Below are 24,541 nucleotides of genomic sequence, written 5' to 3'. Positions count from 1 at the left end.
AAGCTTTGCATGCTTCATCATTTGGCAATTCTTTTATAAAGTTTAGTATGCTTTGTCCTTCAAACACTTCCATAACGTATGATTTTAAAGGCATAAAGATACAGAAACTAAATGACTAACTCAATAATCTAAAATGAAAAAAATATTACTTCTTATAAGTATCCTTTTTTATATCACATCAGTTTCATCTCAGCAAGATCCTGAATATACGCATTATATGTACAATATGAGTGTCGTAAATCCTGCTTATGCTACAGGTAAAGCAGCAATGTTAAATTTAGGAGGGTTGTACAGAACGCAATGGGTAGGGGCAGCAGGAGCACCAAAAACATTTACTTTTTTTGGTCATACTGCTTTAAGTGAAAAGATTGAAGTTGGTGCTTCGTTAATTTCAGATGATATTGGGGATGGTGCGAAAAAAGAAAACAATTTCTATGCAGATTTTGCCTACGTGCTTCAAGTAGGTCGTAAAAACAGGCTTTCTTTAGGATTAAAAGCCGGCTTTACGTCTTTGCAGACGAATTTTAATGGTTTTCGTTTTACCGATCCTGCTACAGATTTGGCTTTCGCCGAAAATATTAATGTAACTAAGCCAAATATTGGGGGAGGAGCCTATTATTTTACGGATAAATATTATATCGGATTATCTCTTCCGAATTTATTAAGTTCAAAACACATTGAAGAAAAATCAGGTATCAACGCTTTTGGTTCCGAAGAGATTCACACTTTTTTAACCGCAGGATATGTTTTTCAGATAAGCGATGCATTTAAATTAAAACCGGCATTCATGTCGAGATTTGTTTTCGGGACACCTGTCTCAGTTGATATTACAGCCAATGTCTTGTATAAGGATAAATTTGAACTCGGTGCGGCTTATAGAATAAATGATGCCGTAAGTGCTTTAATGAATATAAATATTACCCCGTCTCTTAGAATTGGATATGCCTATGACTATACGGTTTCAAATTTGGGACAGTTCAATTCAGGAACTCACGAGATGCTGCTGCTTTTTGATTTAGATTTATTAGGCAAAGGATATGATAAATCACCAAGATTCTTTTAAAATGAAAAACTGGAACAAACTACTCGTTATTATATTCGTATTTTCTATACAGGTTATAAACGCACAAGAACAGGATTTGGCAAGAGCCAAACGTTTTTTCGACCGCACATATTACATTGAAGCCATTGCTTTATATCAGAAATTAGCAGACGAAAAACCTTCTCAGGAAATTATTAAAAATCTGGCAGATTCTTATTATTTTACGAATGATTTGGTAAAGGCTCAACGTTATTACAGGCTTTTAATTAAAAACTATTATAAAGATTTAGACAGGAATTATTACTTCAAATATGCCCAAACTTTAAAAGCCACAGGCAATACCGAAGAAGCAGCCGAAAACTTAAAAACGTATTACTCAAAATCTGTAAATAAAGAAGATTTATCAAATTTTGAAAAAGAGATGAAAACGTTAGAAAATGTTGCAGCAATTGGAAACCGTTTCGAAATTAAAAACTTAGCCATAAATACACCAAATTCAGAATTTGGAGCTGTAAAATACAATGACAGTCTGGTTTTTGCAGGCGTAAAACTAAAACCGGGATTATTTGATAAAAAGTACAAATGGGATAATGCTACTTATCTTAATTTAGTTGCTCTTCCGATCAAAAATATAAATTCACAGGATCAGATTATCTATTATTTTTCGGATGAACTAAAAACCGGAATGCATGAGTCGAACGCAGTTTTTACAAAAGATAGAAAAACGATTTATTTTACCCGTAATAATTCTAAAAACGGCAGCAAAAGAAAAAATAAACAAAAAATATCCAGCCTTCAGATTTTTAAAGCCGATTTGGTTAACGGAAAATGGATAAATATAGTTTCACTTCCTTTTAACAGTGATAATTATTCGGTAGAGCATCCGGCTTTAAGTGCAGATGAAAAAGTATTGTATTTTGCTTCTGATATGCCGGGAACATTAGGTTCTTTAGATATTTTTTCAGTAAATATTAATCAGGGGTCTTTTGATACACCAAAAAATTTAGGCCCATTTATCAATACAGATAAGAGAGAACAGTTCCCTTTTGTTTCAAAAGATAATAAGCTATATTTTTCATCAGACGGACATTTAGGATACGGATCCCTTGATGTTTTTGTTTCTGAAATGAATGGAAAAGAATTCGGAAAACCTGTCAACGTTGGTATGCCTGTTAATTCCAATTTAGATGATTTTTCATTTTATTATGATTCGGATACTAAAGAAGGCTATTTTGCGTCAAACAGAAAAGGAGGAAAAGGAAGTGATGATATTTATCAGCTAAAAGAAATTAAGGATCTGGTGGTTGAAGATTGCAAACAATTTATAACCGGAATCATAACTGACGCTGTTACAAAATTGACCTTAGAAAACGCCATTATTGAACTTCAGGATGTAAATAAAAAGCAACTCAATTTAGTAAGAACAACGGCAGATGGAAAATTTAGTTTAACCGTGCCTTGTGAAACATTCTACAGCGTTTTGGCCGCTAAGGAAAGTTATACGGGCAATTCAAAATCGTTGACTTCGGGAAAAACCAGAAATGCGAATAATGATGCTTCGATGACCTTAAAATCGTTAGAAATTAGTAAACAGGAAGAAAAACAGATTGCTGAAAATAAACGAAAACAGGAATTTATTTTAGAAGAAGAAAATAAGAAAAAAGAAGCCTTGGCAGTACTGGCATTAAAAGAAGCTGAGAAAAAAGCAAAAGCCGATAAAATTGCTGCGGCAGAGGGTAAGAAAAAAGAAAAAGCTGATCAGATTTTGGCTCAGGAAAAAGATGTCATAAAAGATAAAGACAGGCTTCTCATTAAAACAGACCCGATTTATTTTGATTACAATATGTGGTATATCCGAAAAGAATCAAAAGTAGTTTTAGGAAGAGTGGTAGAGTTAATGAAAAAATATCCCGGAATGGTAATCGAAATCGGATCGCATACCGATTCAAGGGGAAATGTAAAATTCAATGAAAATTTATCACAAAAAAGAGCCAGTTCAACAAGAGAATTTATTATTCAGTCAGGTATTAATGCCAATAGAATTAAGGCCAAAGGTTACGGTGAATCTGTGCCAATTATAAAGTGTAAAACCAATGATACCTGCTCAGAAGAAGAGCATGAATTGAACCGAAGATCCGAATTTGTTATTAAAAAATTATAGTTGTTTAAAGAATTAATTTAACCAAGAAGTCTTTTCTTTGGTTTCTTTTTTATTATTTTTATAAGATAACATGAAATAAAAATATTCAATTATGAAAAAGCTAGTTTTATCCTGTATGATGTTGTCTTTAGCCGGACTGCAAAGCTGTAAAAATGATGAAAAACAAAAAGAAACTGATGCTGCAAAAGCCGATGGTGAAAAGATTGTAAGTACGCAATGTTATCAGGCAGTTTATGAAAATGATGTTATTGATTTAAAAATGAATACTTTAAAAAACGGAAAAATAAGTGGTAATATGATAATGAATGTTGCGGGTTCGGCTCAAAAGAATGGAGAGATCGCAGGTGAGTTTCATGGAGATACTTTATTTGCAGATTATACTTTTGTTGAAGGAGAAAATAAAAAGTTTAAAAACCCAATGGCATTTTTGAAAAAGGATAAGCAGCTTATTTTAGGAAACGGAACGATGCAGACTACGATGGGTGTAACATATCTTGTGAAAGATAAACCAATAGACTTTGAACGTGTGAAATATAAATTTAACACAAAGGAATGTGTCGATAAATAAAACAGAGGGATAGATTTATAAAAAAACCGCTTCTTTTAATACAAGAAACGGTTTTTTATTTTTGTCAACTTTTTTATTCTTATAAAACTTCACCTTTAATTTTAAGAGCTACTCTTCCGTCAGGGTAATTTACAGCATTGGTTTCAACGGTAATCGTTTTACGGATAGGCCCCGCAGCCATGTTATATTTTACATCAATTTTTCCTTTTTTACCCGGCATAATTGGTGCCCCTGGTTTTGTAACAACTATAGAACTCAGCGTTGACTGGGCAGAAATTATAGTTAAAGGAGCGTCTCCGGTATTTGTAAACTCAAAAGATCTGACAGCATTGTCACTTTTTGAAATTTTTCCGTAATCAATAGTGTTGTCTTCGGCTGAAAACTCAATTTTCGCACCGTTCTGAGAATAACCAGTTACACTAAACAGTACTATTACAATAAATTTAATAACATTTTTCATTTTGAAATTGTTTTTAAGACATGAGTAAATATACTTTCTTTTAATTAATACACAAATTATTATTTCGTTTTTTATAGTGTACTTAATTATTTACTTTTGCTGTCAGTTATAAGTACAAAAATGAAACCAAAGTTGCGTTTATTTGTTTAACTGTTTAATCGTTTAATTGATTTGTGAATTTAAGTTTTACAAAAATCTCTTTAACAATTTAGCGATTTAACAAATTAACGATTAAACGAATCAACAAAAAAATCAACGATTAAACCTATTTAAATGACAATTCCAGCACAATTTGACGCTAAGACGATTGAGAATAAATGGTATGATTACTGGATGAAAAACAACTATTTTCATTCAGAACCAGATCATAGAACACCTTACACTATTGTAATTCCGCCGCCAAACGTCACTGGAGTCCTTCACATGGGACATATGCTGAACAATACGATTCAGGATGTTTTAATTCGTCGTGCACGTCTTAAAGGACTCAATGCTTGCTGGGTTCCCGGAACAGACCACGCCTCTATTGCTACTGAAGCAAAAGTTGTGGCTAAATTAAAAGCGGAAGGAATCAATAAAAATGATTTGACCCGCGAAGAATTCCTGAAACATGCCTGGGAATGGACAGATAAATATGGCGGAACAATCTTGGAACAGCTTAAAAAACTGGGAGCTTCCTGTGATTGGGAACGTACCAAATTTACTATGGATCCAGATATGTCCGCTTCTGTAATTAAATCGTTTGTTGATTTGTATAACAAAGGTTTGATTTACAGAGGATACCGAATGGTAAATTGGGATCCGGAAGCTAAAACGACTTTATCTGATGAAGAAGTTATTTATGAAGAACAGCAAGGAAAATTATTTTTCTTAAAATATAAAATCGAAGGTTCTGAAGATTTCTTAACCATTGCGACAACGCGTCCGGAAACAATTTTTGGAGATACTGCCATTTGTATCAACCCGAATGATGAGCGTTTTACACATTTAAAAGGTAAAAGCGCCATTGTTCCAATTTGTGGAAGAGTGATTCCAATTATCGAAGATGAATATGTAGATGTCGAATTCGGAACAGGATGTTTAAAAGTTACGCCTGCACACGATATGAACGATAAAACGTTAGGTGAAAAACACCATCTTGAAATCGTTGATATTTTTAATGAAGACGCGACTTTAAACAGCTTCGGATTACATTATCAAGGAAAAGACCGTTTTGTGGTTCGTACTGAAATTGCAAAAGAATTAGAAGAAATTGGCGCTTTAGCAAAGACAGAAATACACCTAAATAAAGTTGGAACATCTGAAAGAACTAAAGCGGTAATCGAACCAAGATTATCAGACCAATGGTTCTTAAAAATGGAAGAATTGGTAAAACCGGCAATCAAATCGGTTTTAGAAACGGGAGATATTAAATTGCATCCAAAACGTTTCGAAAATACGTATGCGCATTGGTTAAACAACATTCGTGACTGGAACATTTCCCGTCAGTTATGGTGGGGACAACAAATTCCGGCATATTATTACGGAGACGGAAAAGAAGATTTCGTAGTTGCTGAAAACATAGAAGATGCATTAAAACTTGCACAAGAAAAAACTAAGAACTTAGGACTAATTACTAAGGACTTAACACAAGATGTTGACGCATTAGACACCTGGTTTTCATCCTGGTTATGGCCAATGTCTGTTTTTGGCGGAATAATGGATCCGGAAAGTGCAGACTTCAAATATTATTATCCAACAAATGATTTAGTAACAGGTCCGGATATTTTATTTTTCTGGGTGGCGAGAATGATTATTGCAGGGTATGAATATGCGGGTGAAAAGCCATTTACTAATGTGTATTTAACAGGCTTAGTTCGTGATAAACAGCGTCGTAAAATGTCTAAGTCATTAGGGAATTCGCCTGATCCTTTAGATTTGATCGATGCATTTGGAGCAGATGGAGTTCGTGTAGGATTGCTTTTAAGTGCTTCTGCAGGAAACGATATTATGTTTGATGAAGAGTTATGTAATCAGGGAAAAGCATTTTCTAATAAAATCTGGAATGCATTTAAATTGATAAAAGGCTGGGAAGTTTCAGAAACTATTCCACAGCCGGAATCATCAAAAGTAGCAATTGAATGGTACGAAGCGAAGTTGCAGCAGACTTTAGTTGACATTGAAGATAATTTCGAGAAATACAGAATTTCAGATTCATTAATGGCAATTTACAAATTGGTTTGGGATGATTTCTGTTCTTGGTTCTTAGAAATGATTAAGCCGGGATATCAACTGCCAATTGACAGCGTAACTTTCGCGAAAGCGATCGAAATGTTAGAAAATAATTTGAAGTTATTACATCCGTTTATGCCTTTCCTGACAGAGGAAATCTGGCAGTTAATTACAGAAAGAACTCCGGACGAAGCTTTAATCGTTTCAACCTGGCCGGAATTAAAATCTTTCGATGCAAAATTAATTACTGATTTTGAAAATTCAATTGAAGTAATTTCAGGAATTAGAACAATCAGAAAAGACAAAAATATTCCGTTTAAAGATGCAATCGAATTAAAAGGAATCAACAGCGAGAATGTTTCAACTTATTTCGATTCAATCATCACGAAATTAGGAAACGTTTCTGCTTTCGAATATGTTTCTGAAAAAGTAGACGGCGCATTGTCTTTCCGTGTAAAATCAAATGAATATTTTATTCCGATTACAGGAAATATAGATGTTGAGGCTGAAATCAAAAAATTGACAGAAGAGTTAAACTATACAAAAGGTTTCTTAAAATCTGTTGAGGCCAAACTTTCAAACGAGAAATTTGTAAACGGAGCTCCCGAGAAAGTTTTAAATATAGAAAAACAAAAACAAGCTGATGCATTAGCCAAAATTGCTACAATTGAGCAGAGTCTGGCTGGATTAAAGTAAAGATCAAACTTAGTTTATAATGTTAAGACCCCGACAGAATTTTAAATCTGCCGGGGTTTTATATTTTTCAAGGCATATTTTAGAACTGACTAAACGTCAGAATTAAACAATAAAAAAGCAATCGATTTTGATATTCAAGAACCCATTTTGACTCATTTTGAGTAATATCGTTTTTCTTATAATAACAGCTATTTCGCTTAAAAAAAGCTATAGCATTACTAACTATACTCTCGCCGAAGTGTTCTTTTATAAGAATGAGTAAAGGTCTCTTTTTTACGCTATTTTAAATTTAAAAAAAAACAACACTTGTCAAAAGGCACCATCTTCTAGACTTAAATGAGCTGGAGTTTTATCAGGGAAAACCCCTAGAAAAAAAAATCAAGAATAACTCTGGAAATTAATTCATTAGGCAAATGTAGCTTGCAGTAGTAAAAAAATTACAATTCTATTTTTATTAAAACAATATCAAAATAAAAACTGTAACTAAATGAAAACAAATTTCAAAACAATCTTTTTTATACTTGTCGCAACTACTTTCTCAATTTTATCCTGTTCAAAAGAAGATGATACAACCTCCTCAGATTTAAAATCAACGGATGTTTACATTGTTGGAATTACCCGAAATACCAGCAATAAAGCCATACCAACTATATGGAAAAATGGAAAACCTACGATTTTACCTTCCGACAATAACATTAACACTACGGGTTTTAGAATTACTGTAAGCGGTAATGATGTGTATGCCATAAACGGAAATTTTGATGAGACGAATGCCATAATACTCTGGAAAAATGGAATATCTAGTGTAGTGGCCGAAAACGCCATTGCTGAAGATTTAATAGTAGAAAACGGTGATGTTTATATTTTGGGAAGAAAAGGAAATTCTTTTAGATACTGGAAAAACGGAGTAGAAACCATACTTACCAATGGATTAAGCAACAACTTTGTAAGTGATATGGTAGTTGTTAATGGTGATGTTCATATTACAGGCTCTGAAAATAATGGCTCTAAAAATGTTGTAAAATATTGGAAAAATGAAGCTGCAACTACAGTCTCAAATCCAAGTTTCAGAGCTTTTGCTAATGGCATCTCCGTCAATGGTTCAGATATTTCCATTTTGTTTAGTGAATTAACAGCAGATAACACATACACACTAAAAGTTTGGAAAAATGGAGTGATTTCGACTTTAGAGTCTGGAATATTCAATGATTTTAGCATTGGAAGAGGAAAAATTGTTACCACTTCATCCGGCACATTTGTAACGGCACGTTTAGCCATTAGTAATGAAAATAGTAAAATTGGATTTTGGAAAAATGGATTAAAAACAAATTTAACCTCTGGAATTACTTCTTCATCCCCTTTTGATATGAAAGTTATCGAAAAAGATATACACATTATTGGCATTGAAAGAAATCCAGGAACTTCTGGAAGATCAGTTTTGAAATACTGGAAAAATGGTCCAGAAACTGTTTTAACATCTGATGCCGACTGAAACATCTTCAATCTTGCAATAGCCATTTCAAAAAATGGTGATGTACACATTACAGGAAAGAATAAATATTTTTTGAATAATGCACCAACCGTTTTAGAAGGAAATGCACCTGAAGTTTTTGATATTGTTACTGTAAATTAATATTTTTCTGTTTGTAGGCTGCAATGATAATTGTATGAATGGTGAAATATAAAAAAATGTTTTTTTCACAATTTTTGGAAGTAGCTAAGCAACGCATCTTTAGACGCTATCTTCATCTAAAACGATACAATTTATACAAGCGGGATACGAAACGGTTAATTCCAGAGTAACGAAACTAGATGTGGAACAAAAGTTCTGGAACGATTTTGATAACCAATTTAGCAAAATCTTACTATTCCTATTCTGTTTTTTGAAATAGAAATAGCTTTTGTGCTTCTTTACCAACAACTCTTTTTTTGCAACAAAAACAGTAGTTGCAATGAATTTATTTGTTTTTTCTTGCTGTAAATACAGCAAAAAAGGGAATGCCAGGTTGATAGCAATAAACAACAGTACACAATTAAAAACCAAAGAACATTTTCAAAAAGTGAAAATGCTTCTTTTAAACGATGATATTTATTCGACTCAAAAACAGTTGAATATCTAAAAAAAACTAAAAAAAATTAAACAGTAAAAGTCATGAAAAAAATACTAATTATACTATTTGCAATAATAAGCACTAGCGCTTTTGCACAAAATTTTACATTTGACGGTATCAATTATACCATTACAGATGCAACCAATTTTAAGGTTACTGTAGCCAGTAATGTGAGTTTTTCGGGTGATGCTAACATCCCAAATACGGTTGTGTATAATAACCAAAATTATGAAGTTAATGCTATAGCCGTTAAAGCTTTTTACAATTGTTTGAGTTTAACTTCAGTTACTATTCCGAATTCGGTTACTTCTATTGGAGAAGATGCTTTTTACAATTGTAGAATTTTAACTTTAGTTACTATTCCTAATTCGGTTACTTCTATTGGTGAGGGAGCCTTTGAATTTTGTGTAAGTTTACCTTCTGTAACCATTCCTAGTTCTATTACTGTTATTCAGGGGTATGTTTTTGCCAATTGTTTTTCATTAGCTTCTGTAACAATTCCTGCTTCGGTCACCTCTATTGGCGAGGCTGCTTTTTATTATTGTTATAGTTTAACATCGGTTGTTATTCCTGATTCGGTTACTTCTATCGGTCAATTTGCTTTTAGAAAATGTTTAAATTTAACATCGATAACTATTCCTGATTCGGTTACTTCTATAGCAACAGAAACTTTTGGAGAATGTAAGAGTTTAACTTCGATAACTATTCCCAATTCGGTCACTTCTATAGGCAATGTTGCGTTTAATGCGTGTATTAGTTTAACTTCGTTTACCATTCCTAATTCGGTAACGTCTATTGGTGAGGGTGCATTTCAAAACTGTTCAAAACTGGTTTCTGTTACTATTCCCAATTCGGTTACAACTATGGGGTCTTATGCCTTTTATAATTGTATAAAATTAGCATCGGTTACCATTCCTGATTCAATGACTTCTATTGGAACTGGAATTTTTTATGAATGTTCAGGATTAACTTCGGTTACGATCCCAAATTCAGTTACATCTATAGGTAGCACTGCTTTTTATCGCTGTTCTGGTTTAACTTCCATCACTATTCCTAATTCGGTTACATCTTTTGGGGCAAGCGCTTTCTCTGGCTGCTATGGCTTAACTTCTTTTACCATTCCAGATTCAGTTACTTCTATAGGTAGTGCTGCTTTTCATCAATGTATTGCTTTACCTTCGATAATAATTCCCAATTCGGTGACAGCTATTGCAACGGATACTTTTGCCTATTGTGCGGGATTAACTTCTATAAGTATTCCTAGTTCGGTTACTTCTATCGGAGAGACTGCTTTTCAAAATTGTATAGGTTTAACATCTATAAGCATTCCTGATTCGGTCACTTCTATAGGTGCTTATGCCTTTTATGAATGTAAAAAATTAGCTTCGGTAACAATTCCTAAATCAATAACTACTATTGCCAATGGCGCTTTTTCGTATTGTCCGGTCCTAACTACGGTAAATTGTTATATTCCGACTCCTTTAGTAATTAATACTACGGTATTTCAAAATGTGAATCAGGCAGTATGTGCTTTGAATGTGCCTACAGGAACCGAATCATTGTATGAAGCCGCCGCCATTTGGACCAATTTTAATCCCATAAATGGAACTTTAGCCACCGATATTTTTGAAGCTAAAAATACATTTTCAATATACCCCAACCCAACAACAGGAATTATTTCTATTTCAAATCCAGAAAACCTTCCCATTGAAAAAATCGAAATTCTAGATATTTTAGGTAAAACAATTGCTATTAAAACTGTAAATAGGGACCAAATAGATATTAGTAACATTACAAGCGGCATTTATGTTTTAAAAGTCCATGTTGGAGATAGTATTTTAAACAAAAAAATCATAAAACAATAAAGCGTTTGTTTTTTATGTCACTATTGTGATTCTATCTTTTTTGTTATTAAAGAGCAAATACATACTGTTTTTTTCTTATTTTTATATACAAAATGGATTGCTATACAAAAGCTTTTTTTAGATTTGTTTTGTTTAATGCAAAATCTCTTTTTATTAGATGATTATCTTTTATTTAGTTATAAAAGAGTAAGAAACTATTTGAGTAATAAATCCAAAATCAAATAATAATAATGGAATTTGTATGACTGTTAACGAATAGCCAAAATAGCTTTTTTTGCCGTCTCATCAATAGTTGATGATGTGCCACCAACAATTTTGTTTAACTGTTTTTTTCTAAAAAAACAGTTTTAGCTTCTTTTACAATTTGATCTAATGTTTTCATAATTAAAATATAGAGTTTCTAAATATAAAAACATCAAAAACAGAATAGTGTTTTTGAATCCAAATATGGATGTTGCGAGTTCGTCTGCCGGAATATCTTATACTATTTCTATTGATTTAAATAAAGTAAAATGATGCAAATAGAAAAACTACTCCTAACTTACAAACCATTTTCTTTAATTCTTTTAAAGTAACAGTGAGTCTATATGTATGAATTTATGTGGAATTGCACCATATCTTATTTGATCCTTTTTTTGGTGTTAAGCATTTTTATGTCTATTTACAACGTCGAAAAAAGTTTTAAATTTTATGGAATGTATCTTTTTACAATCATTATATATCTTTTTACAAAAAATGAATACCTGTATCATTTATACCTTGAAAATCTTAAACTGCTTTTTAATCCTGTTGATGCACTCCGTTTTTCAGGTTTTTTCAATTGGTACTTACAAGTTCTCTTTTATAATTTTTATTTCATTTTTTCAATTTATTTTCTTGATTTAGAAAAACACACTCCTGTTGTTTCCAATAGAGTTATAAAAATATTATTATTTTTATTTATTTTCTTCACGATATTGTTTTTCATCACGTTTCAATTAAACAAGTTCCAAATATTCTTTACTTTTTTTTATTATTTGTACCTGCCATCTGTTTTAATTTTATGTTTATATGCTGTACCAAAAGCATTAAAATATTCTGGAAAGCATAAGTATTGGTATTTAATTGGTTTGAGTATTTACATCTTTTTTGCACTATTTTCTTTTTACATTACCGTATTAAAATTAGCACCCAATTCGATACTTTATTTTTCAATCGGAATAATACTCGAAAATTTTTGCTTTGCATTAGGTCTTGCCTACAAAACCATATTGACAAATGATGAATTAAAAAAAGTCAATTCACAATTAGAAATTGATAAACAAAACCAGGAAATAGCCACATTAGAAGCCTTGATTGATGGAGAAGACAAAGAACGAAAACGAATCGCACAAGAACTTCACGATGGTCTAAACAGTGATTTATCTGCCATAAAATACCATTTGTCAACACTTGAAGAATCGGGTTTAAGTGTTATTGATACTGAAAATTTGAATAAAGTCATCAATATGATAGATGAATCCTGTGCGCAAGTACGCAGTATTTCACATAATTTAATGCCTTCGTCTATTTTAGAATATGGATTAATCGAAAGTATTGGCGAATATTGCATTAAAATTAAAAGTTCAGATAATTTCAAAATTGATTTTCAGACCTATGGCGATTACATCGCTTTATCCAAGAAAAATGAAACAGTTGTGTATAGAATTATTCAGGAATTAGTAACTAATATTCTAAAACATTCCAAAGCTACAGAAGCAATGATTCAATTCAATTACAGAGAGGATGAACTTTTTATAACCGTAGAAGATAACGGAATTGGTTTTGATAAAAGTGCGGTTTCAAATGGAATTGGATTAAAAAACATCAACACCAGAATTGCTTTTTTAAATGCTCAATTAGACATAGATAGTTCCGCTTCAGGCAGCTCTTATACCATTTCCATCAATTTAAATAAAATAAAATGATTCCAATTGCTATCACTGACGACCATCCCATTGTAATTGAAGGAATTAAAACGATGCTTTATTCGAATAAAGAAATACAGTTACAGCAGTCATTTGAAAACATCAAAGATACTATAGAAAGTATCAACTCCTCTATAAATGTATTGTTGTTAGATATTAATTTACCTGACGGAAATGGTATAAATGCTTGTAAAGACTTGCTAAAAAAGCACCCTGATTTAAAGATAATTGCCCTGACTAATTTTGAGGACAGTATTTTTATAAAACAAATTTTAAAGAATGGTGCGATGGGCTATTTGTTAAAAAACACCAGTAAAAAAGAACTTATAGAAGCCATAAAAGAGGTCGCTAATGGAAATCGCTATTTACCTAAACACATCCAGGATATTTTACTAAATGACTCGATTGGTATAAACCAGACGTCTTCTTTTATTCCAAAATTAACCCAAAGGGAAAAAGAGATTCTGCAGTTAATTATTCAAGAATTTACCACTGAGGAAATAGCAGTGAAATTATTTATAAGCGCAAAGACTGTAGATTCTCATAGAAGTAATTTAATACAAAAATTAGGAGTCAGAAATTCTGCCGGACTGGTTAGAGTTGCATTAGAAAAAGGATTGGTATAAAACAAAAACGCATTCTAAATAGAAACAAATTTAAACTTAATTTTCATAATAAAGAACTCAATATTAGTGTGGCTCCAATCCATTTAGGGCCACACTAATATTTTTTTTGGGATGTAATCTCTGTTTTATTGAAAAAACAATAACTTATATTGTTATGAATGTACCTTTTTAAAAGCTTACTTCTTATTAAGCTCTTCCGCTTTTTGTTCCCAATGTGTTTCAAGCGTATCATAATTAATAGGATTTGAAGGTTTTTGATAGGATAATCTGCCAGACTCAAATGCCCGGACGAGAATAGTTTCTATCAGATAATCTTCATTGACTTCAAAAGGCTGGTATTCCCTTTTCAAACTAATGTCAAACATATTGGCAGTTGCGTTTGATACAAAGGCCTTAAAGCCGCTTTTTAACGTTTTTACCAATTCATATGTCGTTATTCCTGTTTGTCTATGAATGAGTTTTACCAAAATTTGTCCTTGTTTTCGAGAAAGCTTTTTTAGTCTGGCCTCGAACTCATTATTAAGATAATCTTCTACAATTTTAAAATATTTTTTCTTTTCGCGACTGGTTTTTAAACGAGCCATACCATTGTTTAAGGCTGTTAAGCGGTCTGCAGCTAATTTTGCATAAGGATAGACTTTGTAAACCCTGTTTTGAAGAATCAAAAACTGCTTTTTGGCTTCCGGATCCAGTTCTCCCTTTGAGATAAGGATTTCAGGTAATTGAATAGTATCACCCAAAATCGAATCATTTTCAGTGAGTGAGTAGCCCATTTCTGTTTCTTTGGGCGTAATCTGAGCTTTAGCTGCAAAAGAAACTAAAAGGAAAAATAAAATACAAGTTGTAAATCTCATAGAATATATATTTAAGTGTAAAATTATACATTATATACACAACTGTAATACCAAATTTATAAATTAGCAAAAAAAAAAAATATGAGTACAGAATCTATCTTAAAAGATACCTCAATTGCTTTCCTAGAAAGCTACCTAAATAACGCTTCACCGACCGGTTATGAAAGCGAAGGACAAAAACTCTGGATGGACTATTTAAAGCCTTATGTGGATACCTTTATTACAGATACGTATGGAACTGCGGTTGGAGTTATCAATCCTGATGCTCCTTTTAAAGTTGTCATTGAAGGGCATGCTGATGAAATTTCATGGTATGTAAATTATATTACTGATGATGGTTTACTATATGTGATACGTAATGGAGGTTCAGATCACCAGATAGCTCCATCAAAAAGAGTAAATATCCATACTAAAAAAGGAATTGTAAAAGGCGTCTTTGGATGGCCGGCGATTCACACACGTTTAAGGGATAAGGAAGAGATTCCGAAATTAAGCAATATTTTTATTGATTTAGGCTGTGAGACCAAAGAACAGGTTTTAGAAATGGGAGTTCACGTTGGCTGTGTCATAACGTATCCGGATGAATTTATGATTTTAAACGAAAATAAATTCGTTTGTCGCGCAATTGATAACAGAATGGGCGGTTTTATGATTGCCGAAGTTGCCCGTTTACTGAAAGAAAATAACAAAAGGCTACCGTTTGGATTATATATCGTAAACTCTGTTCAGGAGGAAATTGGTCTGCGTGGGGCTGAAATGATTGCGCAAACCATTAAACCAAATGTTGCCATTATTACTGATGTTTGCCACGATACAACCACTCCAATGATTGATAAAAAGGTCGAAGGTGATCTTAAAATGGGTAAAGGCCCTGTGATTGCCTATGCTCCGGCAGTTCAAAATAATTTACGTGATTTAATTGTAGACACAGCAGAAGAAAACAAAATTCCGTTTCAGAGACATGCTACCTCAAGAGCTACAGGAACGGATACAGATGCATTCGCATACAGCAATGGTGGTGTTGCATCAGCATTAATCTCGTTGCCGTTGCGTTATATGCACACGACTGTAGAAATGGTTCATAAACAAGATGTTGAAAATGTGATTCAGCTGATTTATCAATCATTACTAAAAATCGAAAACAATGAAACTTTTTCTTATTTCAAATAAATATTGATAATTTCAAGAGATTTCAATATAAATCTAAACAGGTTCTAAAGTAGCAGATGAATTTTCAGGAGCTGATCCCGCTGTCCCTTATATCTTTTATGGCGAACCCCGCCATAAAAGGATGCCAGTACCATCGGGGCTAAAAGACAATCAAAAATAAAAACGACCTTCGGTTCAGGAAGGTCGTTTTATTACTAACTCAAACTCTTTAAAAATTTTTAGTTTTAAACCCTTATTTTAATTCTTTTAAAATAGCAATTGCATCTGTAGCATTTGATAATTGTGCATATTTTAAAGCTGTAAATCCTCTTTCATTTTTATCATTCGGACGCGCGCCATTGGCTAATAAAATTTTCATGATTTCAACTCTGTTATAACGGGCTGCAATCATTAAAGGTGTCATGTCGTCTTCTGATTTTTGATTTACATCTGCACCATATTCGATAAATTTTTTAACAATTTCTATATCGCCTTTACCTACTGCAACTGTTAATGGGGTTCTGTAAAATGTTGAAAACTCAAAATAGTTTTCTTTAGCTAATGGTTTGTGATTCGAAGCCATTGAAACATTTGTAAATGCTACTAATGCCAGTCCTAAATAAATTACTGTTTTTTTCATGATAATTGATTGTTTGTTAATTGATTGATTTTGATGATTTTTAAATTCTGTACAAATGTACTTTTATTTTCGTATTATGTATTACAAGGTACTATGTTTTAACTATTTATTAACATCTTAATTAATTTAACTAGTGTGGTTAAATTATGTGCTGTCAATATAGACGCAAAAAATAATCGTATGTTACAGAATTGACGAAAATTATATAAAAACAGCAGTTATTTTGCTGTATTCATCAAAATAACGATTAGAAAATAGCACGAGTAGTCACTGGCATTGGCCAATCATGATAATCTGCAATTAGATTGATAGCTAATTATAGTGTATAGAATGAAAGCGGTTGAATTAATTATTTTTTAACTTAAATTTACTGTGATAAATATTTTTGAGATCCTTTTCAAACAAGGTATAAGGATCCTCATAAAATTTAATAAAATCAGGAACGCTGGTTTGTCCGGGAAACGGAGCGTAAAAATGTGTTGCACTTGTTGCATCATTACGCCAAACCAAAACATAAGCTAATTCTAACTTCTCAGTTTGTAAAGTTTTAAGCAAAGTTTCTGTCCACCAGGTCGCATTCGGAATCGATTCTAAACCTGTTTCTGTTAAGGCAGCTAATTTGTTCTTTTTTATAGCAATGTCAGAAAATATTTTGAGTTTCTTTTTTGCTGCTTCGAGATCATATTTCCCTTCTCTTCCAAAATCTCCATAATCGTCCATCCCAAAAAGATCAACATGGTCATCGCCGGGATAACGTTCTAAATATTCTTCTTCAGAATTAAATCTATTATCTGGTGAAAATGCATAAATAAAATTATGAACACCCAAAGTATCCCGTAAGTAGGAAACTGTAAATTGCCATACAGCTATAAAATCCTCTCTAGAGGTATATTTTTTTCCCCACCAGAACCAGTCTCCGTCAAACTCATGAAAAGGTCTGAAAATCATAGGAACCAATTTTCCGTCTTTTGTTTTAACCGAATAAGCAAAATCAGCAATAGTTTTTAAGATTTCCTTATATTGTTCGTGATGTGAGCCGCCCTCTTTAATCAGGGACATAGCAGCAATAGAAACAGAATCTTTCCAATAAAATCCTCCACCAGAAGCAGGATTATTCAAATGCCAGGAAACTGTAGTAATACCGCCGCGTTCATAAGTATCAATTACATTTTTTTTCAGCCTTTCTTTTTCATTTTCAATTTTTTCTTGTGCTTGTCCGGAAAAACCACTGAAATCAATTCCAACGACTGCAGGATGCGAACCGGTAACTGATTTTACATCTGACCTGCCAGATTCATTGAACCATCCATGTCCATATTCCAGCGCATGCTGATGACCAAATAAAATATGCTCTTTTGAAATTACTTTTAAATTGTTGTATAAGTTCTTGGTTTCTTTTGTTGCATTTGAATCAATTTGGGCAAAAAGAAAATGCCCTGTTATCATAAATACAGATAACAAGGCATATTTTTTATTTGTAATAATGTTCATAGGTTTAAATAGTGAGTTTAAACCCGAAAATTACTCTTTAGAATCAAGATAATCTAATACGTTTTTTTCAATACGTTTGTCAATATTGTCAATATCGGCTTTAACGAATTTTTCTCCTAAAATATTTTCATATAACTCAATATATCGCTCTGAAACCGATTCGATATAAGCAGTTGTCATCTCCGGAATCTGCTGACCTTCCTGACCCTGAAAACCATTTTCAATCAACCAGCGACGAACAAACTCTTTTGATAGTTGTTTTTGCTCTTCGCCTTTGTCTTGTCTGTCCTGATACCCATCGGCATAAAAATAACGGGAAGAATCCGGTGTGTGAATTTCGTCAATCAAAACAATAACACCGTCTTTTGTCTTTCCAAATTCGTATTTGGTATCCACTAAAATCAGACCGCGCTCTGCTGCAATTTCAGTACCTCTTTGGAATAAATCTCGAGTGTATTTTTCTAAAACGATATAATCTTCTTCAGTAACAATTCCTTTTGATAGGATATCTTCACGAGAAATATCTTCGTCATGAGAACCATTGTCAGCCTTTGTAGTTGGTGTAATAATGGGCTCAGGAAATTTATCATTTTCTTTTAAGCCTTCAGCCATTGTAACTCCGCAAATTTGTCTTCTTCCGGCAGCATATTCTCTTGCAGCATGCCCGGAAAGATAGCCACGTATCACCATTTCAACTTTAAAAGGCTCGCACAAATGCCCTATAGCCACATTAGGATCCGGAGTAGCAATTAACCAGTTAGGAACAATGTCTTCTGTCAGTTCCATAAATTTTGTCGCAATCTGATTCAGGATTTGCCCTTTGTACGGAATTCCTTTTGGTAAAACCACATCAAATGCCGAAAGTCTGTCAGTAGCCACCATCACCAAAAGTTCGTCGTTGATATTGTAAACTTCTCTAACTTTTCCGCGGTAAACTGATTTCTGGTTCGGGAAATTAAAATTTGTGGTTGTGATTGTATTACTCATTTTCCTTAGTTGTGTGTTTTTTATAAATGCAAATTTAAAATTATTTCACATAGTTGCACCATCAAACGGAGTAGATAAATTAGAAATTTGATTAAAATGCATTTTAAAATTTGAAAAAAAATCCCCTAAGCGAGTGTATCAGGGATTTAGAGATTTAAATTTGATACATTAGCTTACGCCAATTCTTTATCAAGTATTTTTGAAGCAATATATTGAGCAACACCGTCCTCGGCATTGGTTTTAATAATTTCTAAATCAGGTAATGTTTCCTTTAATAATGCAGGGGCATTTTCCATTATCAATCCTTTTCCTGAGGCTGATAACATCTGAACATCGTTGAATCCGTCCCCAAACGAAACAGCTTCTTTTAAACTAAAGCCTTTTCTTTCCAGTACCCTTTCAATTGCTACTGCCTTATCTATCGATTTATCCATAAATTCAAGACAGGTGGGTAGGCTAAAGGCATGATGCAAATGTTCTGAAGATTTTTCCAGAACAGCATCTTTTAATTGAACTAGTTTTTCATGGTTATCGCATGAGAAGAAGATTTTAATAGCATCAAAATCTTCCAGGGTTTTATAATCAACCAATTCAGGATGATATCTCAGTTTTGCCTGAAAAGCATTTAGTTTTTCACTCATTTTATTGGTCTGCCAGACATTCTCTTTAAATAAAACTACTGTAATTTCAGGATCAATTTCAACATTTAAAGCTGCTTTGACGACGTCACTGTCTAAATTAAAGGAAAACAACTGTTCTTTTTCCGGAGAATGGATTCGGGCTCCGTTTGAACTCACTAAATAAACGGGTACTTCAAGTGTTTCGATAATAGCCATGGCATCAAGGTGATGCCGGCCTGTTGCTACAACAATAAGATAACCTTGGTTGTGAAGTTCCTGAAAAATGGATTTGGTATAATCTGAAATTTGGTGTTGAGGGTTGAGCAAGGTTCCATCTAAGTCACTTACCACAACTTTTATATTTTTAAGCTTTGCCATATTAATAATCAAATATTTAGGAAATACAAATTTACGCCTTTAGGCCCGGTTGAGCAAAGTTTGAATGAATTCGGGATCAGAATTAAGGGAAGTTTATTATTTATTTAACTATTAACATATCTAAACACCTTGATGATACTCCTTCTTAACATATTACTTTTCACTCTTTTTTTGCTTTAAATACGCTGAAGGGGATATTTTGTAATATTCTTTAAAGCAGGTACTAAAATATCCAGCACCATTAAATCCGGCTTTATAAGCAACATTAGCGATGTCTGTTTCTCCTGCATCGAGGTATTGTCTGGCTCTTTTTAGGCGCATCTCGCTGACAAATTCTACAGGAGTTATATTGGTAAGGCTTTTAAATTTTCTATTGAAGGTTACTCTTGACATATTTAATGTATTTGCGATAACATCAATATTGAATTTAGGATCATTAAGACTGGTTTCTACCAAAGATATAATCTCTTTTAAAAACTGCTCATCTTTGCTTGTAATGACTATTTCGCCGGGATTTAAGGAAATTGCTTTTGCATTATTTTGTAAACGATCAAAAAATTTCTTTCTGAATTTTATTAGATTTTCGACGGAAGCTTTTAGAAAATCAGTATCAAAAGGTTTTGTAATATAATAATCTGCGCCATAATTCAAGCCTTCAATTTTACTTTCTACAGATGATTTTGCTGTTAGCAAAATGACCGGGATATGGCTGGTTTCTATTGTGTTTTTAAGAGTATCCAATAATTCAATACCGTCCATTTCGGGCATCATTATGTCACTTATTATCACATCGGGAAGTTTATTAATAGCAATAAGCAAACCTTGTTTTCCATTTTCGGCTTCTAAAATTTGATAAAAACGCTGTAGCTGACTTTTTAGAAATTTCCTTAATTCATGGTTATCCTCGACAATTAAAACAACTGGTATGTTAGGATCTTTTTTTAATGCCTGAATTTCCTGTTCTTGCGTATGAATAATTTCTGCTACTGTTTTTATTTCTGGAATGTTTGCTTCATCTGTGTTTTTTTGAAGAATCTTACTGGTTAAATCTATTTCTATCGAAACTGTAAGGCCTTTATTATCATTATTAAAGGCATAAATAACACCCTGATGCAGTTGTATATATTCTTTGCAGAGTGCAAGCCCAATTCCGGTACCTACATTTTTACTTTTGCCGGTATCTGTTTCATAGTAAAGTTTAAATATATCCTCAAGTTTATTTTCTTCTACACCAGTACCCTGATCAATAACAGTAATTTTGAGGATGTTATTTTCGACTTTTAAATCAACTGTAATGGTTGTATTATCAGGAGAGAATTTAATTGCATTCGATAACAAATTGTAAATTACAATATCCATTTTTGCTCTGTCGAGATTTACGATAAGCGTTTCAGAATCGGAATAAGTTTTGATTTTGATGTTTTTTTCTTGTGCTGCCTGCAAAAACAAAGAAATAATTTCATTTACAAATGCTATAAGTTCTATAGTTTCAATGTATAGTTTTTCATTACCGCTTTGAACTTTCCTAAAATCAAGCAACTGATTTACAAACCGCACCAATCGATTCGTGTTTTTTCTAACTGTTTCTATATAGTCCTTGCCCAAAGGACTAAGTTTTTCATTTTTAGCAATTTCTTCTACGGGATTTACTATCAGCGTAAGCGGTGTTCTTAATTCATGAGAAATATTGGTAAAAAAGCTTAATTTGAGTTCAGTCATTTTTTGCTCTACGATAATCTTATTTCTTAATCGAATCATTGAATAGGCAATTCTCCTTGAAATTTCCAGTATAAAAAGAATCAAAACTACATATACTAAATAAGCCCAATTGGTTTTCCAAAATGGAGGAGAAATGGTAAAAGAAAGTTTTTTATAAGGTATGCTAGTGTATAAATCGGTATTTAAACATTTTACTTCAAACTCATAATTTCCCGGATCTAAATTGGTAAATGTTGCTTTTTTCTGGTTTCTTACCGGATGCCAGGTTTCGTCGAGCCCTTTTAGCCTGTAGGCATATACTTGTTTGTTATTTGATTTATAGTCTAAAACGGTGTAGTAAATACTAACGGTGTTATGAAGATAATCTAATTCGATTTTCTCATTATAATTTATATCTGATTTTAAAGGGCATTCAGCCGATTTTATATTTGAAATTTTATTGTTGATTTCAAAATTGGTAAATACCATTTTTGCAGTATCTTTTTGATTTTCGATTCTCTTTGGATCGAAATTTAAATAGCCATTGGTACAGCCAAAAATCAAATTACCATTTTGAAGCTTTAAACCTGCTGACTCCGAAAATCTGGTTTTGAGCAAACCATCGTAAGAATCATAGTTTTTAAAAATATGGCTGTGTAAATTGAATTTTGAAATGCCATTTTCAGTTGCCAGCCATAAGTTTTTTTGATTATCTTCAGCCATGCTCACGATAAAATCGCTTGGCAAGCCATTACTTTTTGTAAAGTTTTGGAATTTTAAACGATGATTTTTTTCAATTGCCAGATTAAGTCCGCCACCAGCTGTTGAAAGCCAGATCCTGTTTTCGGAATCTTTAAACATAAACAAAACATCATTACTGTTCAAACTCGATTTATCAATGGAATTTTTTGTATATCTTGAAAATTTTAACCGATCAGTGTTGTAGTTAGCCGGATCAAAAGTTACTAATCCGTTTGTTGTTGCCACCCAGATTTTACCTTTATAACCTTGCATCAGATACCTGACCTTGCTGGATTCTTCATAAGGATAATTACGGAATTGATGTTTAAAACTTAGTTCGCCATTGTTTTCTTCTACTAAATTTATTCCATGTTCGAAAGTCCCTACCCAAATGTGTCCTTTTTTATCTTCTAAAACCGAGTAAATTAAATCGCTGCTGATACTTTTAAGGTTGCTTTTATCTGCTTTAAATTGCTGCAATTTATATTGAGAATTTTGGATATTAACTGGCGTTGCCTTGTATAAACCTTTTCCTTTCGTGCCTAACCAGATATTTCCTTTAGAATCCTCAACAATAGTATATATCAGCCCGATATCCTCAGTTTTAAAATTCAGTAATACGTTTTTTAGTTCCTGATTATTCTGATACACTTTTAATTTACCTGATTTTGAGGCAATCCATAATCTGTTTCTCTTATCAGAATAAACTGCTCTGATTTCATTTTCGAGTTTATTGGTTGCATTCGGGACTAAAAGTTTTTGCCTGAAGATATTCTTTTGAAGAATAATTTTATTTATCCCGCCATCATTAGTACTGATCCAGAGAATTCCGGAGCGGTCAAAATAAGAGCTGGATATGATATTCGAAAATTTCTGGTTTTGGTCTCCGGGTTTATTAAAAAAGTAATCTAAAGAATTCGTTTTTTGATTATAATAACCAAAACCACCACCTTTTAATTTTACCCATACTCTGTTAAAATTGTCTTCAAAAATGCCAAAACTGTTTTTGAGCTGAAGAATAGAAACCTCTGCTTGTTGCGAAAAAAGCTGAACTCGTTTTGTTTTTGGATCAACCATTAGAACTCCTTTTTTGTCAGGTTCAATCCATAACAGTCCTCGCTTGTCCTGATACACTTTTTGAATTGGGGTATTTGCAACCCTGAGTCTTGATTCGGCCTTTAAATTTACTGTATTGAAACGAATCAGTTCACCCGAAGAAGAAGTTAAAAACAATACATCTTCATCTTTTGATTTTAGTATTGAGTTTATGCTTTTTTCGCTAATCGTTTTTTTCCAGTACTCTTTACGGCTTTTATTGTAGCAAATTAATTCACCACCATGAGTACCAAACCAAATCGTGTTTTTTTGCACAAAAAAAGTAGTTACATTATTGTTTCGTATTACATTTTGGCTTGTATAATTTAAATTTTCAGATTGAGTTATTACATCTACTCCTTTGTCAGAACCAATCCAAACCATGTTTTTGTCGGGAAAAACAAAGTTTAACTTGTTGGAAGCAATGGCAGAATTGTTTTTTAAATGCTGTTCGAAATGGGTTATTTTAATTCGTCCATTATTGATTTTTTGTGTTAAATAAATTCCTTTGTTTACTGTGGTCAGCCATACATTTCCATTACTGACAGGGATGATGTTATCAAATTCAGTTTTATTTGTCCTAATGATGTTTGCAACAGAAAGAAAGGATTCGGTTTTTTTATCAAATCTGTAAATTTGATCGTCATATGCTTTTAGCCAGATATATCCGGAGGCATCCTCTTTAATTAAATCAATTCGATTATTGCCTAAACTGTTATGATCCCCGGCTGTTGCTTTGTAAGTAATGAAGTTTTTTCCGTCAAATCGGTTGATCCCGTCCCAGGTTGCAAACCACATAAAACCATCTTTTCCTTTTATGATGTCTCTGATGACATCATGAGAAAGACCATCTTCGGTAGCGTAATTTTCTATTTTGCATTTTATTTGAGCTTTCAAATTATTTTCCGAAGCTATAAATAAAAGGCAGGTTAGGTAAAAAAATAGAGCTTTATTCATTTAGTAATTCTGTTTTTGTAGGTAAGAAGATTTTAAAATCTGAATCAGAGAAATCAATGTATCCTGTTTGCGAAATCGTTTTCTTGTTATTATTCGAAAATACCATATTAAAAGGTTGAATTTATTAATTATACACTATTAAATACCGACAATGACCAAAATTTGAAACGAAATGACCAAAATTTGAAAGCCATTACTGTTTTATTAAAATAATTTTGGTAAAAGATATAATTGTTGATTAATTA

The 24,541-nt window shown here is 32.6% G+C and carries 17 protein-coding genes; 10 read left to right on the top strand and 7 right to left on the bottom strand.

The genetic code is table 11. The features are described 5' to 3' along the window. Positions 1 to 133 precede the first annotated feature (133 nt). The 3 genes from DMB65_RS21075 to DMB65_RS21065 all read left to right on the top strand — a co-directional run bounded on the left by DMB65_RS21075 (position 134) and on the right by DMB65_RS21065 (position 3,771). The gene (locus DMB65_RS21075; protein WP_110308601.1) at positions 134 to 1,063 is read left to right on the top strand and encodes a PorP/SprF family type IX secretion system membrane protein; all 930 of its coding nucleotides are present in this window, start codon (positions 134 to 136) and stop codon (positions 1,061 to 1,063) included. Position 1,064: 1 nt separating this feature from the next. Next, positions 1,065 to 3,203, top strand: coding sequence for an OmpA family protein (locus DMB65_RS21070; protein WP_110308602.1), 2,139 nt, complete (start codon positions 1,065 to 1,067; stop codon positions 3,201 to 3,203). A 91-nt stretch (positions 3,204 to 3,294) separates the two neighbouring features. Beyond that, on the top strand, positions 3,295 to 3,771 hold the full coding sequence (locus DMB65_RS21065; protein ID WP_110308600.1) for a hypothetical protein: 477 nt from the start codon (positions 3,295 to 3,297) through the stop codon (positions 3,769 to 3,771). A 79-nt stretch (positions 3,772 to 3,850) separates the two neighbouring features. On the opposite strand, the gene DMB65_RS21060 is transcribed toward DMB65_RS21065, so the two are convergent. Then, positions 3,851 to 4,231, bottom strand: coding sequence for a DUF1573 domain-containing protein (locus DMB65_RS21060; RefSeq protein ID WP_110308599.1), 381 nt, complete (start codon positions 4,229 to 4,231; stop codon positions 3,851 to 3,853). Positions 4,232 to 4,504: 273 nt separating this feature from the next. Between DMB65_RS21060 and DMB65_RS21055 the strand changes: the two genes are divergently transcribed. From DMB65_RS21055 to DMB65_RS22330, 6 genes are all read left to right on the top strand, one after another. Beyond that, a complete protein-coding gene (locus DMB65_RS21055) occupies positions 4,505 to 7,138 on the top strand; it encodes a valine--tRNA ligase (protein WP_110308598.1) in 2,634 nt (877 codons plus the stop codon). Positions 7,139 to 7,625: 487 nt separating this feature from the next. Continuing rightward, positions 7,626 to 8,630, top strand: coding sequence for a hypothetical protein (locus DMB65_RS21050; protein WP_110308597.1), 1,005 nt, complete (start codon positions 7,626 to 7,628; stop codon positions 8,628 to 8,630). Between the two features lie 460 nt (positions 8,631 to 9,090). Then, complete coding sequence (locus DMB65_RS22235) at positions 9,091 to 9,258, top strand: hypothetical protein (RefSeq protein ID WP_165835011.1); 168 nt, start codon at positions 9,091 to 9,093, stop codon at positions 9,256 to 9,258. 32 nt (positions 9,259 to 9,290) lie between these two features. Then, positions 9,291 to 11,114 carry a leucine-rich repeat domain-containing protein gene (locus DMB65_RS21045; RefSeq protein ID WP_110308596.1) on the top strand — a complete coding sequence of 608 codons (1,824 nt, stop codon included), beginning with the start codon at positions 9,291 to 9,293 and terminating at the stop codon, positions 11,112 to 11,114. A 587-nt stretch (positions 11,115 to 11,701) separates the two neighbouring features. Further along, entirely contained in the window at positions 11,702 to 13,060 is a 1,359-nt protein-coding gene (locus DMB65_RS21040) for a sensor histidine kinase (RefSeq protein WP_110308595.1), read from the top strand. Next, a complete protein-coding gene (locus tag DMB65_RS22330) occupies positions 13,057 to 13,686 on the top strand; it encodes a response regulator (RefSeq protein WP_110308594.1) in 630 nt (209 codons plus the stop codon). The genes DMB65_RS21040 and DMB65_RS22330 overlap by 4 nt, the downstream gene beginning before the upstream one ends. Positions 13,687 to 13,862: 176 nt before the next feature. Here the strand turns inward: DMB65_RS22330 and DMB65_RS21030 are convergent, their stop codons facing one another. Continuing rightward, positions 13,863 to 14,540, bottom strand: a complete 678-nt coding sequence (locus DMB65_RS21030; RefSeq protein ID WP_110308593.1) for a DUF4294 domain-containing protein — start codon at positions 14,538 to 14,540, stop codon at positions 13,863 to 13,865. Between the two features lie 81 nt (positions 14,541 to 14,621). Between DMB65_RS21030 and DMB65_RS21025 the strand changes: the two genes are divergently transcribed. Next, complete coding sequence (locus DMB65_RS21025; protein WP_110308592.1) at positions 14,622 to 15,710, top strand: M42 family metallopeptidase; 1,089 nt, start codon at positions 14,622 to 14,624, stop codon at positions 15,708 to 15,710. A 232-nt stretch (positions 15,711 to 15,942) separates the two neighbouring features. Here the strand turns inward: DMB65_RS21025 and DMB65_RS21020 are convergent, their stop codons facing one another. From DMB65_RS21020 to DMB65_RS21000, 5 genes are all read right to left on the bottom strand, one after another. After that, positions 15,943 to 16,329, bottom strand: coding sequence for an ankyrin repeat domain-containing protein (locus tag DMB65_RS21020; RefSeq protein ID WP_110308591.1), 387 nt, complete (start codon positions 16,327 to 16,329; stop codon positions 15,943 to 15,945). A 345-nt stretch (positions 16,330 to 16,674) separates the two neighbouring features. Beyond that, entirely contained in the window at positions 16,675 to 17,820 is a 1,146-nt protein-coding gene (locus DMB65_RS21015; RefSeq protein ID WP_110308590.1) for a glycoside hydrolase family 26 protein, read from the bottom strand. A gap of 30 nt (positions 17,821 to 17,850) precedes the next feature. Further along, the gene (locus DMB65_RS21010; RefSeq protein ID WP_110308589.1) at positions 17,851 to 18,807 is read right to left on the bottom strand and encodes a phosphoribosylaminoimidazolesuccinocarboxamide synthase; all 957 of its coding nucleotides are present in this window, start codon (positions 18,805 to 18,807) and stop codon (positions 17,851 to 17,853) included. Positions 18,808 to 18,980: 173 nt separating this feature from the next. After that, positions 18,981 to 19,805 carry a Cof-type HAD-IIB family hydrolase gene (locus DMB65_RS21005; protein WP_110308588.1) on the bottom strand — a complete coding sequence of 275 codons (825 nt, stop codon included), beginning with the start codon at positions 19,803 to 19,805 and terminating at the stop codon, positions 18,981 to 18,983. 153 nt (positions 19,806 to 19,958) lie between these two features. Then, positions 19,959 to 24,296 (bottom strand): hybrid sensor histidine kinase/response regulator transcription factor, encoded by a 4,338-nt coding sequence (locus DMB65_RS21000; protein WP_110308587.1) that lies wholly within the window; start codon positions 24,294 to 24,296, stop codon positions 19,959 to 19,961. Positions 24,297 to 24,541 lie beyond the last annotated feature (245 nt).

The sequence above is a fragment of the Flavobacterium cheongpyeongense genome, from assembly GCF_003202435.1.
Lineage (GTDB): Bacteria > Bacteroidota > Bacteroidia > Flavobacteriales > Flavobacteriaceae > Flavobacterium > Flavobacterium cheongpyeongense.
The sequence above is the reverse complement of the archived record's forward strand: the minus strand, read 5'-3'. Positions and strand labels throughout refer to the sequence as shown.

Coding starts and splice junctions, on each gene's coding strand:
- DMB65_RS21060 (WP_110308599.1), bottom strand. CDS start 4,231: ATGAAAAATGTTATTAAATTTATTGTAATAGTACTGTTTAGTGTAACT.
- DMB65_RS21010 (WP_110308589.1), bottom strand. CDS start 18,807: ATGAGTAATACAATCACAACCACAAATTTTAATTTCCCGAACCAGAAA.
- DMB65_RS21055 (WP_110308598.1), top strand. CDS start 4,505: ATGACAATTCCAGCACAATTTGACGCTAAGACGATTGAGAATAAATGG.
- DMB65_RS21015 (WP_110308590.1), bottom strand. CDS start 17,820: ATGAACATTATTACAAATAAAAAATATGCCTTGTTATCTGTATTTATG.
- DMB65_RS21065 (WP_110308600.1), top strand. CDS start 3,295: ATGAAAAAGCTAGTTTTATCCTGTATGATGTTGTCTTTAGCCGGACTG.
- DMB65_RS21000 (WP_110308587.1), bottom strand. CDS start 24,296: ATGAATAAAGCTCTATTTTTTTACCTAACCTGCCTTTTATTTATAGCT.
- DMB65_RS21005 (WP_110308588.1), bottom strand. CDS start 19,805: ATGGCAAAGCTTAAAAATATAAAAGTTGTGGTAAGTGACTTAGATGGA.
- DMB65_RS22235 (WP_165835011.1), top strand. CDS start 9,091: ATGAATTTATTTGTTTTTTCTTGCTGTAAATACAGCAAAAAAGGGAAT.
- DMB65_RS21050 (WP_110308597.1), top strand. CDS start 7,626: ATGAAAACAAATTTCAAAACAATCTTTTTTATACTTGTCGCAACTACT.
- DMB65_RS21075 (WP_110308601.1), top strand. CDS start 134: ATGAAAAAAATATTACTTCTTATAAGTATCCTTTTTTATATCACATCA.
- DMB65_RS21020 (WP_110308591.1), bottom strand. CDS start 16,329: ATGAAAAAAACAGTAATTTATTTAGGACTGGCATTAGTAGCATTTACA.
- DMB65_RS22330 (WP_110308594.1), top strand. CDS start 13,057: ATGATTCCAATTGCTATCACTGACGACCATCCCATTGTAATTGAAGGA.
- DMB65_RS21045 (WP_110308596.1), top strand. CDS start 9,291: ATGAAAAAAATACTAATTATACTATTTGCAATAATAAGCACTAGCGCT.
- DMB65_RS21040 (WP_110308595.1), top strand. CDS start 11,702: ATGTATGAATTTATGTGGAATTGCACCATATCTTATTTGATCCTTTTT.
- DMB65_RS21025 (WP_110308592.1), top strand. CDS start 14,622: ATGAGTACAGAATCTATCTTAAAAGATACCTCAATTGCTTTCCTAGAA.
- DMB65_RS21030 (WP_110308593.1), bottom strand. CDS start 14,540: ATGAGATTTACAACTTGTATTTTATTTTTCCTTTTAGTTTCTTTTGCA.
- DMB65_RS21070 (WP_110308602.1), top strand. CDS start 1,065: ATGAAAAACTGGAACAAACTACTCGTTATTATATTCGTATTTTCTATA.